Origin of the sequence: Streptomyces sp. RFCAC02, from assembly GCF_004193175.1 — a bacterium.
Lineage (GTDB): Bacteria > Actinomycetota > Actinomycetes > Streptomycetales > Streptomycetaceae > Streptomyces.
In genome coordinates, this window is sequence record NZ_SAUH01000001.1 from 2,358,761 (window position 1) to 2,376,523 (window position 17,763).

Here is a 17,763-nt window from a genome sequence, read left to right on the forward strand (position 1 = left end):
TTCCGCCAGCCCCGACCAGCCGCTAACGTGCCTGTGTTCGGCCCAACTCCCACGCAGTGGACGGCTGATGACACACCCCTTGACCCTGGCGCGTGAAGCACGCGGCTGGAGCGCACACGAATGCGCCCGGCGCCTGTGTGCGCTCGGAGCCCAGCGCGGTGTGCCGGTGGGCACCCGTAAGGACGGCGTGTACCGCTGGGAGCGCCCGGCCTCGGCGACCGGCAGGACCCGCCGTCCCGATCCCCCCACCCAGCGGCTCATCGCCGAACTACTGGGCATACCTCAAGAGGCGGCGGACCCACAGATGTGGCCCCGCTGGCTGAGCCTGGACCCGCTCCAGCAGCCCACCCGCTACACCTGGGACGCCGCCGGCGCCACCGCAGCACTCGCCGAAGTGTCCAGGGGGGAGACCGCGATGAACCGCAGACACGTCACACAGCTGATCGGCACGACCCTCACCACCTCACTGTGGATGTGGCTGACCGCCGATCCGGTCGCCGCCGGCCAGATGACCTGTGGGCGGCGGCTCGGCGAAGCCGCAGTCGGTCACGTCGAGGAACGGGTCCGTCAGCTCAGACACGCCGACGACATCGACGGCGGCGGGCAGCTCCTCACCGAGACAACCGCCGCCCTGGCCTTCGTCGTCGGCCTGCTGAAAACCCGCAGTTACAGCGACGCCCACGGCGCCCGGCTTCACGCCGCGGCGGCCGACCTCGCGCGCATGCACGCCTGGGCACAGTTCGACGCGTACGACCAGTGCGCCGACGCTGTATTCCACGCCGCTCTACGTGCCGCTCACGCCTCCGGCGACCCCGTGCTCGGCAGCCATATCCTGGCGTTCTGGTCCATCGCCGCCGGCGCCACCGGCCGCCCCGACGCCGCCGAAGACATGATCGCCACGGCACTGACCGCCGCTCGGGGCCGCAGCACGCCCCGCGTGGAGGCCATGCTCCACTCCCGCCGCGCCCGCGCCCGCGCGCGGCGCGGCGACCAGGCCGCCTTCACCGACCTCGGCCGCGCCGCCGAGCTGCTGCATGCCTCCGAGCACGAGACACCCAAGAACCCCGACCCGGAGTGGGTCTACTGGTTCGATGCGGCCGAACTCGCCGGAGTCACCGGCTCCACACACCTGGACTTCGACCAGTCCGGCCGGGCCGAACAGGCATACATCGAGGCCGCCGCCCTCTTCCCGGCCGACCGGGTACGCACCCGTGTGCTTTTTCTGGGCCGCCAGGCCGACGCCCAATGGCTCCAGGGCGACGCCGATCGTGCGTGCGCCACCGCGCACCACGCGCTCGACCTGGCGGAAGAGATCAACTCCCCTCGCGCGGCCAGCCCCCTGCGCGATCTCGCCGATCAGATGAGCACGATCAGCACGGCAGCCGTACAGGACTTCCGCGAGCGCCTCGCATCCCTGCCCGCCTGATCCCGGTGACCGGGACGTGGGGGGGGGAGCGGCCTTCCGTGCCCCCCCACGGGCTACGCGTCCCGGCGGCCCCGTGTCAGCCGTTCGCGGACCAGCGCGGTGAGTTCGCGCCGGTCGCCGTGGAGCAGGAAGTGGTCGCCCGGGACGTCCACCTGCTCGAAGCCGGCGGAGGTCTCGGCGCGCCAGCCGTCGACCAGCGCCCCGGTCAGGGTGTCGTCGTACCGGCCGCGCACGGCCGTCACCGGGACCGGCAGCGGCGGGCGGTCGGGGCGCACGTAGGTCTCGGTGCAGGCGAAGTCCGCCCGTACGGTGGGCAGGACGAGCCGCATCAGCTCGGCGCTGGCGAGCAGTTGCGGCGGGGTCGCCGTGAGGCGCGTCAGCACCTCGATGAGCGCCGGGTCGGGCAGGCCGTGGACCGGCGGCGTGGTGAACGGTTCCCGCGGCGCGCGGTAGGAGGCGGCGAAGAGCCGGTCGGGGGCGCGCAGTCCGCGGGCGACCAGCCGGTGGGCCGTCTCGAACGCCAGCAGCGCGCCCATGCTGATGCCGAACAGCGCGTACGGCCGGTCCAGCAGCGGGGCCATCTCGGCGGCGAGCAGGTCCGCGAGCCGGTCCATCCGGGGCACCGCGGGCTCGTGCAGGCGTTCCGCGCGGCCGGGGAGTTTCACCGGTACGGCGTGGATGGCGGGGCCGAGTTCGTCCTGCCAGTCCCGGTACAGGGTCCAGCCGCCGCCCGCGTACGGCAGGCAGAACAGCCGTGTCGCGGCGTCGCTCTCCTCGGCGGCGTACGGGAACCAGGGCGAGCCGGACAGGCGCCGTCCCGCGCCCGTGGTGCCGGTCATCCGGCCCGCTCCGGCAGCGGCGGCAGGTCCGCGACGCGGGTGGCGGGCGCGGTCGCCAGCGTCTCCACGGTGTGCCGCAGGTGCCCGGCGAGCCGTTCCACCGCGGCGTCCCGGAACCTCGCGGCGTACTCGATCCGGCCCGACAGCCCGTCCCGCCGCCGGTTCCAGGACAGGGCGAGGTCGTGCTTCACCTCCACCGGCGGCAGGGGGTAGTGGCTCAGCTCCAGGTCCCCGAGGCGGATACCGTCGAGCGGCGCGTTGTTGTGCACGACGGCCACGTTCCCGAACGGGCTGCGTCCGGTGCCGCGGCGCGGCAGTGCCGGGACCAGCCGGGAGAACGGCAGGTCGCTGTGCGCGAGCGCGTCGGCCACCACCCCGGCGGCCCGGTCGAGCAGCGCGTCGAGCCGGTCGTCGGGGCCGACCCGCAGGCGCAGGACCACCGTGTTGACGAAGCAGCCGATCAGCGCGAGCCCCTCGCGGTCGCGCCGGTCGACGGGGGTGGTCATGACCAGGTCGTCCTGGCCGCTCGCCCGGTGCAGCGTGGCCGCCGACGCCGCCACCAGGCCGGCGAACAGGCTCGCGGAGTGGCGCGCGCACAGGCGTTCCAGCGCGGTGGCCGTGTCGTCCGGCACCCGCAGCACCCGTTCGTGGCCCGCCCACTTCCGTCCGGCGGCCGTCTCGGGCGTCCCGTCGGGCGGCCCGGCCAGCGCGGACAGGTCGATCCGGTCCGGCGCGCCGTCGAGCGTCCCGAGCCAGTGCTCCAGCGCGCCCGGCGCTGCGGTGTCCCTCGCCGCGAGCGCGAAGTAGCCCGTGGCGGGCAGGGCCGGATCCGGGCGCTCCCCCGCCAGCAACGCCGGGTAGAGCGCGCCGAGTTCGGAGAGCAGCACGCCCAGCGAGCCGCCGTCCGAGACGATGTGGTGGAACGTGGTGACCAGCACGCGCTCGTCGGGGCCGGTGCGCACCAGCAGGCAGCGCCACACCGGTCCCCGGTCCAGCCGGAACGGCGTGACCGCCTCATCCCGCACGATCCGCGCCGCCTCCCCCTCGGGATCGGGCAGACCGCCGACGTCCACCACCCGCCAGGGCAGGCGCAGCGCGCCCGGCGGTTCCACGAGGGCGCGCGGGACGCCGTCCTCGTCGGCCGGGTAGCGCGAGCGCAGCGGTTCGTGGCGGTCCTGGATCCGCTGGAGCGCCGCGCGGAGCACGTCCTCGTCGACCGGCCCGGACAGCCGTACGGCCGCCGGGTTGTGGTACGTCGAGGTGCCGGGATCGAGCTGTTCGAAGAGCCAGATGCCGAACTGCGTCGCGGACGGCCGGTACGGTCCTGGCACCCCGCGCTGCGCCAACCTGCGAGCGAGCAGCGCCCGTTGGTCCGGCGTCAGCCGGTCGAGACGTCCGGCCAGATCGTTCCCCGTCCGCGCTTCCCCGGCCATTCCGCCCGCCCTCCCACGCATCGGATGCGGAACGACCATGGCACATCCCGGGCGCCGGGGCGACCGTGCGAGGCGGTCTTGACGGGAAAGAAGACGACTGGAGATCCTTGGGCGATCGCTGATGCTCCACTCGACTCGTGCTGTCACTCACCCGGCTCACCGTTCCGTGCGTCCGCCCCCGGGCCGGCATCGACGATCCGCGTCGGCGCGGGACGGCGTCCCGGCCGTCTCACGGAGGCATCCTCGCCCGTGGTGGAAATCGACGCCCGTATACGTGCCCTGACCCCGCAGCAGCGCCGATTGCTCCAGGAGCGCATCGCCGCACGCCGGCAGCCCCCGGCGCCCCCGAGGAGGCCCCGGCCCGCGCCCGCCACGGCGGACAGCCCATGAAGTGGAGCCTGTTCTTCTTCTCGGCCGGCGGCGACCACACCACGCGGGAGCACTACGCCTTCCTGCTGGACTGCGCCCGCTTCGCCGACCGCAACGGTTTCGAGGCCGTCTGGGTCCCCGAGCGCCACTTCGACGCCTTCGGCGGCCCCTACCCCGCGCCCGCCGTCCTGGCCGCCGCCGTCAGCGCGGTCACCGAACGGGTCGGGGTACGGGCCGGCAGCGTCGTGCTCCCGCTGCACGACCCGGTCCCGGTGGCCGAGGAGTGGGCCGTCGTCGACAACCTGTCCGGCGGCCGGGCCGGGATCTCGTTCGCCTCCGGCTGGCACCCCAACGACTTCGCCCTCGCGCCCGACGCGTACGCCGACCGCCGCGAGCGGATGGTGGACGGCATCCGCCAGTTGCGCGACCTGTGGCGCGGCGGCACCGTCCGCCGCCGGGACGGCGCGGGCAGCACCATCGACATCGGCACGCTCCCGCGCCCGGTGCAGCGGGAGATCCCGCTGTGGATCACCGCGTCCTCCGCGGTGGAGACCTGGCGCACCGGCGCCCGCGAGGGCCTGAACGTCCTGACCGCCCTGTTGGAGCAGAACCGCGCCGAACTGGGCGAGAAGGCCGCGGTCTACCGCGACGAACTGCGCGGGGCGGGCCGCGACCCGGACGAGTACGCGGTCACCGCGATGCTCCACACCTTCATCGGCCCCGACCAGGACGGCGTGCGGCGCACGGTCCACGGACCGCTCATCGGCTACCTGCGCTCGCACATGAAGCTGTTCGCGAAGCTGGCCAGCAGCAAGGACGTGGCCATCGACCCCGCGAAGGTGAGCGCGGCGGATCAGGCCGCCCTCGCCGAGCTGGCCTTCGAGCGCTACTTCACCACCAACGGGCTGTTCGGCACCCCGGACACCGCGCTCGACACGGTCCGCGCGCTGGCCGCTTCGGGCGTCACCGAGATCGCCTGCCTGGTGGACTTCGGGGTCCCGCCGCGGGAGGTGCTGGCCAACCTGGTGCACCTCCAGGCGCTGCGCGAGGCGGCCGACGCCGCCGGTGTCCTCACCCTCGGCGGCACCGGGGCGCACGCGTGACCGACACCGACGAGCGCCTGCGGACCCTCTGGCACGACCTGCTCGGCAAGGACGGCGACGACGACCTCGACTTCTTCGCCCTGGGCGGCCAGTCCCTCATCGCCACCCGGCTGATCGGCCGCATCGGCGAGGAGTTCGGCGTCCACCTGCGGCTGCGCGACATCTTCGACAACCCCACCCTGGCCGACCTGACCGCCCTGGTCGCCGCCGCGAGGGAGCGTACGGAGGAGACCGGCGCCCACGCACCGGCCGACGCGCCCGCCGCGGGCCCGGTCCCGGTCGCCCACCCCCCGCTGCACCCCTACGATGCGCCGCTCGCCCCGCTCCAGGAACGCTTCTGGAAGATCGAACGCACGCTCCCGGAAGCCGCGTTCTTCAACCAGATCATGCGGGTCGACGTGAACGGGGACATCGACCAGCGCGTGCTGCTGTCCGCGCTGCGCGGCACCGTCCGCCGGCACGACGTCCTGCGCGCCACCCTGGGCGATGGTCCCGGAGGCCCCCGGCAGACGGTGCGCCCCGACTTCACCGTCCCCGTCCGGCGGCGCGACTGCGGCGACCTCGACGAGGCGGCGCGCGAGGAGGCCGTCAGGCAGGCCGCCAGGGCGGAGGCCCGGCTGCCGTTCGACCTGGTCCGCGAGATACCGCTGCGGCTGCGGGTCCTGCGGTTCACCCCGACCCGCAGCACCGTCCTGGTCGTCACCCACCACATCGCCTTCGACGGCTGGTCGCGCAACCAGCTCGTGGCCGACGTCGCCGCCCACTACCGCGCCCGGATCGATGACACAGCCCCGCCCGCGCCGCTCCCGTACACGTACACCGACTTCGCGGCCTGGCAGGTGGCCCACCGGGCGGCCGGGGGGATGGACGCCTCCCGCGCGTACTGGCTGGACCGGCTCGCCGCGCCCTACCCCGACCTCCGCCTCCCCGAGGCCCTTGAGGGCGACGACGGGTACCGCAGCGCCACGCGGCCCGTCACCGTGTCCGCGGCGACGATGGCCTCCGTCGCGCGGCTGGCCCGGGCCGGGAACACCACCGACTTCACGGTCCTGCTGGCGGTCTTCCTGCTCGCGGTGGCGTCCCGCAGCGGCGCGCCGGAGACGATGGCCGCCCTCCAGGTGGCCAACCGCCGCTGGCCCGGCACCCAGGAGCTGGTCGGCCTGTTCGCCAACACCCTGGTGCTGCGCGCGCCCGTCGATCCCGCCGCCCCCTTCGACGCGTACCTGCGGACCGTCAGGACGGGCCTGCTGGAGGCGTTCGACCACCAGGACGTCCCGTTGGAGGAGGTGGTCGACGCGCTCCGGGAGCGCGACGGCATCGACCCCGCCGACCTGCTCCAGGTGGGCTTCGCGCTCCAGGACGCCTGGGTGCCGGCGACCCCCGTGCCGGGCGGCTCGCTGCGCCAGGCGTCCGGCCTGGCCGCCGGCGACGGCCAGGAACTCGACCCGACCACCTTCGGCCTGACGATGGAGCTGCGCGCGGACGGACCGGCCCTCGCCGGGCATGTCACCTACAAGGCCGACCGCTACCCGCCGGCCGCGATCGAGGCCCTGGTCGCCGTCTTCGACCGCATCCTGCGCACGGTGACCGACGCGCCGGAGACGGCCGTCGGCACCCTCGTCGCCGGGCAGGTGGGCCCGTGACCGGCTCCCGCGTGCACCACCTGGTCGGTGCCCACGCCCGGCGCCGGCCCGACGCCGTCGCGCTGCACGCCCCCGGCCGGACCGTCACCTACCGCGAACTCGCCCTCGCGGCCGACCGGGTGGCCGGCCGGCTGCGCGACGCGGGCGTGGGTCCCGGATCGCTCGTGGCGGTCTTCGGCCCGGCCACCCCCGAACTCCTCGCCGGGATGCTCGGCACGCTCACGGCGGGCGCCGCCTGGCTGCCGCTCGCCGCCGACGACCCGCCGCACCGCACCCGTGTCCTGCTGGACGAGGCCCGCCCCGACGCCGCGCTGTGCGCCGGGGAGGACTCCGCCGAGTGGGCGCGGCGGTCCGGCGCGGCCCTGCCGTCGGTCGTCCTCGGACCCGACCTGTGGACCGGCCCTGCCGCCGGGCCGGTCGAGGTCCCCGTGGGGCCGGACGACCTCGCCTACGTGATGTTCACGTCCGGCAGCACCGGCGTGCCCAAGGGCGTCGAGGTCACGCACCGCGGCCTCGTCAACTACTGCCGCTGGGTCGCCACGGCCAACCGGGTCGACGGCCGCGTCGCCCTCCTGCCCGCCACCACCCGGCTCACCTCCGACGCCTGCGTCCAGCAGGTCATCGCCCCGCTGACCCGCGGCGACGCGGTCTGGCTGGTGGACGAGGCCCTGCGCCTCGACCCGGAGCGCCTGCTGCGCGAGCTGGCCGCCCGCCCGGGCGCCGGCCTGCACTGCGTCCCGGCGCTGTGGGAGGAGCTGCTCCTCGTCCTGGAGTCCGCCGCCGGCCCGGCGCCCGCCCTCTCCAGCCTGTTCCTGGGCGGCGACCGGGTGCGCGACGACCTGTGGCTGCGCACCCGCCGCCTGCTGCCGCGCTGCGCCATGGCCAACGTGTACGGACCCACCGAGGCCACCGTCCAGGTGACCGGCGGCTTCCAGCCGCCCGGGGCCGAACTGACCGTCGGGCGTCCGGTCGACAACGTCCGCCTGCTCGTCCTGGACGGCGACGGCCGCCCGGTCCCGGCGGGCGAGGACGGCGAGGTGTACGTGGGCGGCGCGTGCCTCGCCCGCGGCTACCGGGGCCGGCCCGCCGAGACCGCCGAGCGCTTCACCGGCACGGGGGCCGCCCGTCTCTACCGCACGGGCGACGTGGGCGCCCTCCTGCCCGACGGCACCCTGCGGCTGCGCGGCCGGCTGGACGACCAGGTCAAGATCCGCGGCCACCGCGTCGAGCCCGGCGAGATCGAGGCCGCCCTCGCCTCGCTGGACGGGGTGGGCCGCGCCGCGCTCGCCGTCGCCTCGGACGCCGCCGGCGCGACCGTGCTCGCCGCGGGCGTCGAGTCCGCGCTGCCGGGTCCCGACCCGTCCGCCGCCCTGCTCGCCGAGCTGGCCACCCGGCTGCCGGGCCACCTCGTACCGGCGGCGCTGCGCGTCTACGACCGGCTGCCGCTGTCGCCGAACGGCAAGGTGGACCGGGCCAGGATCGCCGCCGACGCCCTCGCCGGGGCCGGGGCGCCCGCCGCGCCCGTCCCGTTCGGCTCCCCGCTGGAGACGCGCGTCGCCGAGGTGTGGAACGGGGTGCTGGAGCGCCCCGCGACCTCGCCCGACGACGACTTCTTCGCGCTCGGCGGCCACTCGCTGCTCGCCGTACGGGCGGCCGGCCGGCTGGCCCGCGCGCTCGACCGCCCGGTGGACGTCGGCATGATCTTCGAGCACCGCACGGTCCGCGCCGTGGCGGCGGCCGTCGCCCGCCTCCCCGGGCGCGACGCGGAGGGACCCCGGCAGGACGCCGGCGCCCCCTGCCCGCTCTCCGTGCAGCAGCGTGAGCTGTGGCGCACCGAGGAGTTCCTCGCCGGCACCCCCTTCAACACGGCGCTCCTGCCGGTCCTCGTCAGTGGACCGCTGGACGTGCCGGTGCTGACCGCCGCGCTCGGTGACGTGGTCGCCGCGCACCCCGCGCTCCGGGGCCGCGTCGTCCCCGCGCCCGACGGCGGCGAGCCCACCCAGACGGTCGCACCGGCCGGGACGCCGCCGCCCTGCCCGGTGGCCGACCTCGGCGCGCTCGCCGCCGAGTCCGCGCGGTCCGCCGACGAGGCGGCGCTCGGTGAGGCCCGCCGCCTCCTGGCCGAGCCGCTCGACCCGGTGCGCGGGCCTGTGCTCCGCGCCCGGCTGGTGCGGCTCGCGCCGGACCGCTCGTACCTGCTGCTCGCGGTGCACCACCTGTTCTGCGACGGGGTGTCGCTGCACGTCGTGCTGGCCGACCTCGCCGAGGCGTACCGGGCGCGGCTGGGCGGCGGGGTCGGCGCCGATCCGGGGGCCGAGCCCGTGCACCTGCGGTACGCCGCGCAGCAGCGGGCGCGCCTCGCGGCGGGAGGGTACGCCGACGACCTGGCGTACTGGGCCGCCAAGCTGAGCCGCCCGGTGCCGGAACCGCGTCTCGGCCCCGGACCCGCCGAGGACGCCGACCCGTTCCGCTTCGTCACGGCCGACATCACGCTCGGTCCCGACCTCGCCCGCCGGCTGCGGGACTTCGCCGGGGCGCGCGGCGCCACGCCGTTCATCTGCCTGACCGCCGCGCTCGCCGCCGTGCTGCACGCCCGCGGCATCCCGTCGCCGGTGCGGCTCGGCACCCTGACGGCGGGCCGTGACGAGGCCGCCCACGAGCACGCGGTCGGCCTGTTCAGCACCACCCTGGCGCTGGACGTACCGGTCGACCCGGCGGCGGACTTCGGCACGCTGGTGGCCGCCGCCCGCGCCGAGGCGCTGGAGAGCTTCGCCCACCAGCGCGCTCCGCTGGAGCTGGCCTTCGACGCGCTGCCGCCGGGGCAGCCCCCGTTCCACATCGGCGTGGCGTGGGAGCCGCCGCGCCCGCCCCACCGGGCCGGTCCGACCCGCTTCGCGGTCCACCGGCCCCCGGGGGGAGCGGCCCCCGGCGTGCTGCCGTCGTCGACCGCCGCGTCCTTCGTCGTCCGCGAGGAGGGCGACGACCTGCGGCTCGTCCTGGAGGTGAGCAGGTCCGTGCTCGACGAGAAACCCGCAGGGGACCTGCTGGCGGAGGCCGCGCTGACGCTGGACCGCCTGCTCGCGGCCCCCGGCGAGCCGGTCGCCCACCGCACCGGCGCGGCGCGGTGACCGGCCTGCCCGGACTGCGGGCCGACGTCACGATCGACCGCGGCGCCCACGGCGTGCCGACCATCGGCGCCGGCTGCCTCGCCGACGCCTGGGCGGGCCTCGGCCACGCGGTCGCGTCCGACCGCCTGTTCCAGCTCGACCTGCTGCGCCGCGGCGCGGCCGGCCGCTTGGCCGAGCTGTTCGGCCCGTCGGCCGTCGCCCGGGACGTCGCCCAGCGGCGGGCCGGGCTCACTGCGGCCGCCGACCTGGCACTCCGCGAACTGCCCACGGACCAGCGGGCGATGCTCACGGCCTACACCGGCGGCGTCAATGCGGTGATCGCCTCGACTCCGCCCCCGCTGGAGCACGAGGTGCTCGGCCTGACCATGGAGCCGTGGCAGCCCCGCGACTCGCTGCTCGTGGCCCTGCTGCTCGCCCAGATGCTCAGCGGCGACGGCGAACACCACCGCATGCGCGCGGCGATGGACCGTACGCTGCCGCCCGAGGTCGTCGGCTTCCTGCTCGGCGAGGCCGACCCCTACCGCGTCGGGCTCGACGGCCGGCCGGCCGGCGGCAGGGAGTCCGACCCGCCGGCGCGGGCGCTGCGCGCCCTGCTGGCCGAGGCCCCGGACCCTCTGCCCGGCGACCGCCAGATCGTGGCATCCGACGACCGGCCGTGGGGCTCCAACGCCCTGGCCCTGGCCGGCCCGCACACCGCCGGCGGGCGGGCGCTGCTCGCCAACGACATGCACCTGCCGCTCGGCGCGCCCGCCCTCTTCCACCGGGCCGGCCTGCGCTGGCCCGGCGGCCGGGTGGACGGCGTGACGGTCCCCGGCCTCCCGGTCTTCGTGGCCGGGGTCGGCTCCCGCGTCGCCTGGGGCGCGACCCGGCTCGCGGCGGACGTGGTCGAGCTGGTCGAGGTGGCGCCCGAGCACCTGACGACCCGGCGGGAACGCGTCCTGGTGCACCGCGGCGACCCCGTGGACGTGGAGGTGACGGACAGCCCGTGGGGGCCGGTCGACGCGCCGGGACCCGACGGGGTCCTGCTGGCGCGCCACTGGGTGGCCCGCGAGCCGGGCGCCGTCGACCTCGGTCTCGGCGCGCTGATGACCGCGCGGGACGTCGACGCCGGTGTACGGGCCGCCCGCCGCGCCGGCGGGCCGCCGCTCAACATCCTGCTGGCCGACACGGGCGGCCGGATCGCCTGGACCGTCTCGGGACGCTTCCCCGTGCGCGACGGCACCGGGCCGGTCACCCCCGACCGCGCCTGGACCGCCCACCGGCTCCCGCACGACCTGCCGCACGTCACCGACCCCGCCTCCGGACGGCTCGTCAGCGCCAACAACGGCGTACGGGAGCACGGCACGGTCCCCGGCCTGGCCGCCAACCACTTCTCCTCGCGGCGTGCCGCCCGCATCGGCGAACTGCTCGACGCCGGCGGCCCCTGGGACGAGCACCGGCTGCTCGCGCTCCAGGGCGACACCGACGCCGGGTTCTACGCCTTCTACCGCGACCTCGCGCTCACCGTCCTCACCGACCCCGTGACGGAGGCCGACGAGCGGCGGGCGCGGCTGCGGGAGGCGGTCCGCGCCTGGGACGGCACCGCACGGACCGACGCCGTCGGCCTCGCCGTACTGGTCGCCTGGCGCGAGCTGCTGCGCGAATCGCTCTTCGCCGCGCTGCTGCACCGCTGCGCCGCCGAGGACGGGACGTTCGTCTACTGCTGGCACTCGCACGAGGCGCCGCTGCGCGCCATGCTGGGCGACGCCTCGCTCTTCCCGCCGCCGCACCGCGACCAGCACGGCTTCCTGCTGTTCGAACTCGACGTGTGCGGCGCCCTGCTGCGGCACCTCGCGCCGGGGACAGGGCCGGAGAAGCTGCGCTGGGGCACGCTGAACCCCACCGGCATACGGCACCCGATGTCGCACCTCGCGCCGGAGCTGGCCGCGCTCCTCGACGCGCCCCAGGACGAGATGCCGGGCTGCCCCGAGTCGGTCCGCGCGGCGCGCCCCGGCTTCGGCCCCGCCGTACGGCTGGCCGCGTCCCCCGGCAGGCCCGCTCAGGCGCTCGTCAACCTTCCCGGCGGCCAGTCCGGCGACCCGCGGAGCCCGTTCTACCGCGACCAGTTCGCGGCGTGGCTCGCCGCAGCCCCGCAGCCGCTCGACCCGCCGCCGGCCGGCGGCGCCACCACGCGGCTCGTACCGACCCCCCGGGGAGATGCATGACACACCACCCCTTCCGGTTCGCCGTGACGGCCACCGGGGACCAGCCCGGCGCCGACTGGCCCGGCTTCGCGCGCCGCGCCGAGGACCTGGGCTACGACCTCCTGCTGGTCACCGACCACGTCTCCCAGGGCCTGGCCCCGCTGCCCGCCCTGGCCGCCGCCGCGGCCGTCACGACCCGGATCGGCCTCGGCACCTACGTCCTCGGCAACGACCTGCGCAACCCGGTCCTGCTCGCCCAGGAGGCGGCGACGGTGGACGCCCTGTCCGGCGGACGCCTCACCCTGGGCCTCGGCGCCGGCTGGCTCCCGGCGGACTACCGGAGCACCGGCATCCCGTTCGCCCCCGGCGCGGAACGCCTGGCCCGGCTCACCGAGACGGTCACGGTCGTGGACGAGCTCCTCACCACCGGGAGCTGCCACCACGAAGGGCGGCACCACACCGTCCACGTCGACGACTTCGCCCCGCGCCGCCCGGACGGCACCCGCCCCGACCTGCTCCTCGGCGGCGCCCGGCGCGGCGCGCTCGCGCTGGCCGCGCGCCACGCCGACACCGTGAGCCTGCTGCCGCGCACCACCGCGGAGCACACCATCGACCGGCGGGACACCGCGCCGGATGCCCTGGACCGCAAGATCGCCCACGTCCGCGAGGCAGCCGGCCCCCGCTTCGACCACCTGCGGCTCAACCACGTGCTGTGGGAGTGCATGGTGCTGCCGGACCCGCGCCCCGTCCTGGACGTCTTCGCGCGCGCCATGGACGAGACCCCCGAACAGGTCGCCGACAACCCCGCGATGCTGATCGGCAGCGCCACGTCCGCCGCCGAGCAGGTGGAGCGGCGCAGGGAGCGCTGGGGCCTGTCCACCGTGACCGTGCCGGCCGGTGCGATGGAGGCGATGGCCCCCGTCGTCGCCGCCCTGTCCGGCAAGTGACCGAGCACCATCCGAACAGCGAGGAGAACGAGTGTCGGAGCCATTTCGTCTCGACGGCCGACGCGCCCTGATCACCGGCGCGGGACGCGGCATCGGCCGTGCGGCGGCGCTGCTGCTGGCCCGGCAGGGCGCCCGGGTCACCGTCGTCGCCCGCACGGCCGCCGACGTCGAGGCGGTCGCCGGTGAGATCGGCGACGCCGGCGGCGCCGCGCACTGGATCGCCGCCGACTGCGCGGAACCGGTGGCCGCCGAAGGGGCCGTGGCGGAGGCGGCGGACCTGATGGGCGGGCTCGACATCCTGGTCGGCAACGTCGGCGGCTGGGGCGACGCGCCGGGCGTGACGGGACCGCTGACCGGGGTCACCGCGGCGGCGATCGACTCCGTGTTCGGGATGAACGTCAAGGCGCCGCTGCTCACGATGATGGCCGCCGCCCGTGCGATGACCGCGCAGGGGACCGGCGGCGCCATCGTCTCCACCGCCTCGATCGACGGCCTGTTCCCCGCCCCCGGCGAGGCCCTGTACGGAGCGGCCAAGGCCGCCCTGATCAGCCTGACGAGCACCCTCGCGTACGAACTCGGGCCGAGCGGCATCCGGGTCAACGCCGTCGCCCCCGCCCTGATCGAGACCGCGATGACCGAGCCGTGGCTGGCGGACCCGGACGACCGGCAGGACCGCGCGTCCCTCTATCCGCTGGGCCGGTTCGGCACCCCCGACGACGTCGCCGCGGCTGTGCTCTACCTGTGCGGCGACCAGGCCGGCTGGATCTCGGGGGTCACGCTCCCGGTCCACGGCGGCCAGCAGGCCACGAGCGACGCCTTCCGCTGGGTGCGCGCCCACAACCCGGTACCGCCGCACCGTCTCATCTGACGCCGGCCGGCCCGCGCACGTCCCGGGGCCGCGCGCGTCGCGGCCCGGCACATCCGAAGGAGAACGATCACATGCCCTCGCAGCCGCCCGTCGAGGGGGGTGGCCGGTCCGCCCGCCGCGGGTCGCCGCTCCTCGCGATGCTCGGGATGGTGCCGTCCGTGAGCCTGCCGCTGGCCGGACTGCTGCTGTTCGCGCTGGTCGGGGCCGCCCTCGCGCCGGTGGCCCTGACGGTCGCCAACGGCCGCCTGGTCGACGTCGTGTCGGGCGCCGCCGACCTCGACCGGGCCTCCCAGCTCCGGCAGGTCACCGTCCTCGGCGTCCTGATCGCCCTCGGCTTCCTGCTCCAGCAGCTCCTGGTCGTGGTGGCCCAGCAGACGGCCGACGCCCTCGGGCGGCGGCTCACCCGGCGGCTGCGCGACCGCGTCATGGCGGCGACGCTCGCCCCCACCGGCATCGGCCACCTGGAGGACACGGAGACGCTCGACCTCGTGACGGGGGCGCAGGGCGTCGGCACGGCCGGCTTCACCCCGCGCGACGCCCTGATCGCCACCGCCAACATCGGCACCGCCAGGCTCCAGGCGGTGGCCTGCGCAGCCGTGATCGCCGTCTTCCACTGGTGGCTCGCTCTGGCCCTGCTGGCCGGCTTCGCCGTCCTGACCAGCGGGTTCGTCGCCGACTACCGGCGCGGCCAGCAGGCGTTGATGGGGACGCCCGCGCGGCTGCGGCGCCCCTCGTACGTACGCGACTTCACGCGCGACGCGGACGCGGCCAAGGAGATCCGGGTCTTCGGGCTGCGCGAGTGGCTCGACCTGCGCTTCCACCAGGAGTGGCGGATCGCCATGGCGGGCCTGTGGCGGGCGCGCCACGACGGCCGTCTCCTGATGCCCGCGCTGTCCGCCGGCGTGATGGCCGTGCAGCTCGGCGGCTTCACCGTCCTCGGGATCGCCGCGGCCGACGGCGACCTGAGCGCGGGGCGCTTCACCGTCTACGCGGGCGCGCTGCTCGGCCTCGGCGCCGTCATGGGCGTCGGCCCGGACAACGTGAAGATCGACCAGGGGGCCGCCGCCATCCCGCTGGTCCGCGAGCTGGAACGCGCCCTGCCGCCCGCCCCCGCCCCGGCACCCGCCGTTCCCGCCGCCCGGGCCGCGGACGGGCCGCCCGGCGGGCCGCCGCCGGCCGTCCGCTTCGAGGCGGTCGGCTTCCGCTACCCGGGGCGGTCCGAGCCGGTCTTCAGCGGTTTCGACCTCGACATCCCGGCCGGCCGCTCCCTGGCCGTCGTCGGCGTCAACGGCGCGGGCAAGAGCACCCTGGTCAAGCTGCTGTCCGGCATGTACCGGCCGCAGTCGGGCCGTGTCCTGATCGACGGCGTACCGCTGGCGGAGACCGACATCCCCGGGTGGCAGCGGCGGATCGGCGCCGTCTTCCAGGACTTCGTCCACTACGAGCTGAGCGCCGCGGACAACGTGGGGCTCGGCGCCGTCGGACACCTCGACGACCGGGAGGGCCTGCGGGTCTGCGCCGAGCGGGCCGGCGCCCTGGAGGTGATCGACCGTCTCGACCACGGCTGGGACAACCTGCTGTCCCCCAGGTTCCCCGGCGGCCGCGACCTGTCCGGCGGCGAGTGGCAGCGGCTCGCGCTGGCCCGCGCGCTGTTCGCGGTCCGGCACGGCGCCCGGCTGCTGATCCTCGACGAACCGGCCTCCGCCCTCGACGTACGGGCCGAGGCGGAGCTGAACGACCGGTTCCTCTCGCTCACCGAGGGAGTCACCTCCGTGCTCATCTCCCACCGCTTCTCCACCACCCGCCGGGCCGACCGGATCGTCGTCCTCGAACACGGCCGGATCCTGGAGAGCGGCAGCCACGACGAACTCGTCGCCGCCGGCGGGGCGTACGCCCGGATGTTCCGCATCCAGGCCGACCGGTTCGACACCCCGCGCACGGGCGGTGAGGCGCGTGCGTGAGTCCCTGCGCGGCCTCGCCGCCGCCTTCGCGCTGTCGTTCCGCGCCGACCGCGCCCGCGCGCTGCCGTTCGCCGTCCTGTTCAGCCTCCGCCCGCTGACCCTCGTGGCCTCCGCGTACGGGCTGAAGCTCGCCATCGAGGCCATCCAGGACGACGACCTCGGCTCGGCCATCGGGCTCGCCGCCGGCATCGCCCTGATCAACGCGCTCGGCTTCGCCGCCGGCGCGGTGGCGATCCGCCTCGCGGTCCCCCTCATCGAGCAGACCGCCCACCTCGTCGACCGGGAACTCATGCGGCTCTCGACCACACCGGTCGAGCCGCCGCAACGCTCCGGCTGGCTCGACGACCTTGAGGCGCTGGCCGCCGAACGCATGCACCTGGCGGAGGGCTGCGACGTCACCTCGCTGCTCATCGGCGCCGTGCTGCGGGCCGTCGCCACCGGGCTCGCGCTCGCCTTCGTCGATCCGCTCCTGCTGTTCCTGCCGCTGCTCGCCTGGCCCTCACTGGCCGCCGGCTCCCGGATGGAACGGCTCAGGCAGCGGACCCTCACCGACACGGCCGCCGACCAGCGCCACGCCCGGTTCCTGTTCGAGCAGGCCACCACCGCCGGCCCGGCGAAGGAACTGCGCGTCTACGGCCTGCGCGACGAGTTCCGCGCCCGCCACCTGCGCCACCTGCTCGCGGCCGACGCCCGTCTCGACCGCGCCGGCCTGCTGGGCACGCTGTACGCCGCCGGCGGCTGGCTGGTCTTCGCCGCCGGGTACGCCGGGGCCGTGATCCTCGTGGCCCGCCAGGCCGTCACCGGCGCGATCGGCCTCGGCGACGTCGTCCTCACCCTGACGCTGGTCGCCAGCGTCAGCCAGCAGATGGCGCAGACCGTGCGCTTCGGCAACGCGGTCAACAACAGCAAGGAGGCGGGGTCCCGGCTGCTGCGGCTGCGCGCGCGGGCACGGGCCGCCGAGCAGCTCTGGACCGGCACCCTGCCCGCGCCCCGGCGGCTCGCCCGCGGCATCGAACTGCGCGGTCTCGGCTACCGGTACGCCGACGCGGACCGCGACGCGCTCACCGACGCCGACCTGTTCCTGCCGGCCGGCAGCGTCGTCGGCGTCGTCGGCGACAACGGGGCCGGCAAGAGCACCCTGGTCCGCCTCCTCGCCGGCCTGATCACCCCCACCCGCGGCGCCGTCCTGATCGACGGCACCGACCTGCGCGACCTCGACCTCGCCGACTGGCGCTCCCGGATCACCGCCGGATTTCAGGACTTCGCCAAGCCCGAGTTCCTGCTGCGCGAGACCGTCGGCATGGGCGACCTCTCCCGGATCGACGACACCCGGGCCGTCACCGGCGCCCTGCGGGCCGCCGACGCCGAGGCGCTGCCCGACACCCTCGGCGGCGGCCTCGACACCCCGCTCGGGCGCAGCTTCGACGACGGGACCGACCTGTCCGGCGGCCAGTGGCAGAAGCTCGCCGTCGCCCGCGCCATGATGCTCCCCGCCCCGCTGCTGCTCCTCCTCGACGAGCCGACGGCGGCCATCGACCCGGCCGCCGAACAGGTCCTCCTCGACCGGTACGCGGCGGCGGCGCGCGCCGTCGGCCGGGCCACCGGCGCGATCACCCTGCTCGTCTCGCACCGGCTCGGCAGCATGCGCGACACCGACCTGATCGTGGTGCTGCGCGAGAGCCGGATCGCCGAGGTCGGCACGCACGACGAACTCCTCGCCGTCGACGGCCCGTACGCACAGCTCCAGGCACTGCAACGCCGGGCGTACCGGTGAGCCGACGCCCCGGTGGCCCGACCTCGTGACCCGACGCCCCGGCCGCGCCAGCGGACCACGGGCACCCGTCCGAAAGGAACCCCCGCCCG

11 protein-coding genes are annotated in these 17,763 nt (G+C 76.0%); 9 read left to right on the top strand and 2 right to left on the bottom strand.

Translation table 11 applies throughout. The annotated features are described in order from the left end of the window. Positions 1–166 precede the first annotated feature (166 nt). Positions 167–1,426: an XRE family transcriptional regulator gene (locus tag EMA09_RS10690; protein WP_240796342.1), complete on the top strand. Its 1,260-nt coding sequence runs from the start codon at positions 167–169 to the stop codon at positions 1,424–1,426. Between the two features lie 53 nt (positions 1,427–1,479). Here the strand turns inward: EMA09_RS10690 and EMA09_RS10695 are convergent, their stop codons facing one another. Further along, complete coding sequence (locus EMA09_RS10695; RefSeq protein ID WP_129840836.1) at positions 1,480–2,265, bottom strand: thioesterase domain-containing protein; 786 nt, start codon at positions 2,263–2,265, stop codon at positions 1,480–1,482. Beyond that, complete coding sequence (locus EMA09_RS10700) at positions 2,262–3,698, bottom strand: condensation domain-containing protein (protein WP_168220694.1); 1,437 nt, start codon at positions 3,696–3,698, stop codon at positions 2,262–2,264. The genes EMA09_RS10695 and EMA09_RS10700 overlap by 4 nt, the downstream gene beginning before the upstream one ends. Before the next feature lie 386 nt (positions 3,699–4,084). Here EMA09_RS10700 and EMA09_RS10705 point away from each other — a divergent pair, with 386 nt between their 5' ends. The 8 genes from EMA09_RS10705 (at position 4,085) to EMA09_RS10740 (ending at position 17,674) form a co-directional block, all read left to right on the top strand. Then, positions 4,085–5,170, top strand: a complete 1,086-nt coding sequence (locus tag EMA09_RS10705; protein WP_129840838.1) for a MupA/Atu3671 family FMN-dependent luciferase-like monooxygenase — start codon at positions 4,085–4,087, stop codon at positions 5,168–5,170. After that, positions 5,167–6,813 (top strand): condensation domain-containing protein, encoded by a 1,647-nt coding sequence (locus EMA09_RS10710; RefSeq protein ID WP_168220695.1) that lies wholly within the window; start codon positions 5,167–5,169, stop codon positions 6,811–6,813. Before EMA09_RS10705 ends, EMA09_RS10710 begins: the two co-directional genes overlap by 4 nt. Next, positions 6,810–9,941, top strand: a complete 3,132-nt coding sequence (locus EMA09_RS10715) for a non-ribosomal peptide synthetase (protein ID WP_129840840.1) — start codon at positions 6,810–6,812, stop codon at positions 9,939–9,941. The genes EMA09_RS10710 and EMA09_RS10715 overlap by 4 nt, the downstream gene beginning before the upstream one ends. After that, on the top strand, positions 9,938–12,145 hold the full coding sequence (locus EMA09_RS10720) for a penicillin acylase family protein (RefSeq protein ID WP_168220696.1): 2,208 nt from the start codon (positions 9,938–9,940) through the stop codon (positions 12,143–12,145). The genes EMA09_RS10715 and EMA09_RS10720 overlap by 4 nt, the downstream gene beginning before the upstream one ends. Continuing rightward, on the top strand, positions 12,142–13,071 hold the full coding sequence (locus EMA09_RS10725; RefSeq protein ID WP_129840842.1) for a TIGR03621 family F420-dependent LLM class oxidoreductase: 930 nt from the start codon (positions 12,142–12,144) through the stop codon (positions 13,069–13,071). Before EMA09_RS10720 ends, EMA09_RS10725 begins: the two co-directional genes overlap by 4 nt. Before the next feature lie 31 nt (positions 13,072–13,102). After that, positions 13,103–13,939, top strand: coding sequence for an SDR family oxidoreductase (locus EMA09_RS10730; RefSeq protein WP_168220697.1), 837 nt, complete (start codon positions 13,103–13,105; stop codon positions 13,937–13,939). 71 nt (positions 13,940–14,010) lie between these two features. Next, positions 14,011–15,900, top strand: coding sequence for an ABC transporter ATP-binding protein (locus EMA09_RS10735; RefSeq protein WP_129840844.1), 1,890 nt, complete (start codon positions 14,011–14,013; stop codon positions 15,898–15,900). Next, on the top strand, positions 15,893–17,674 hold the full coding sequence (locus EMA09_RS10740; RefSeq protein ID WP_129840845.1) for an ABC transporter ATP-binding protein: 1,782 nt from the start codon (positions 15,893–15,895) through the stop codon (positions 17,672–17,674). Before EMA09_RS10735 ends, EMA09_RS10740 begins: the two co-directional genes overlap by 8 nt. The last annotated feature ends 89 nt before the right edge of the window (positions 17,675–17,763 follow it).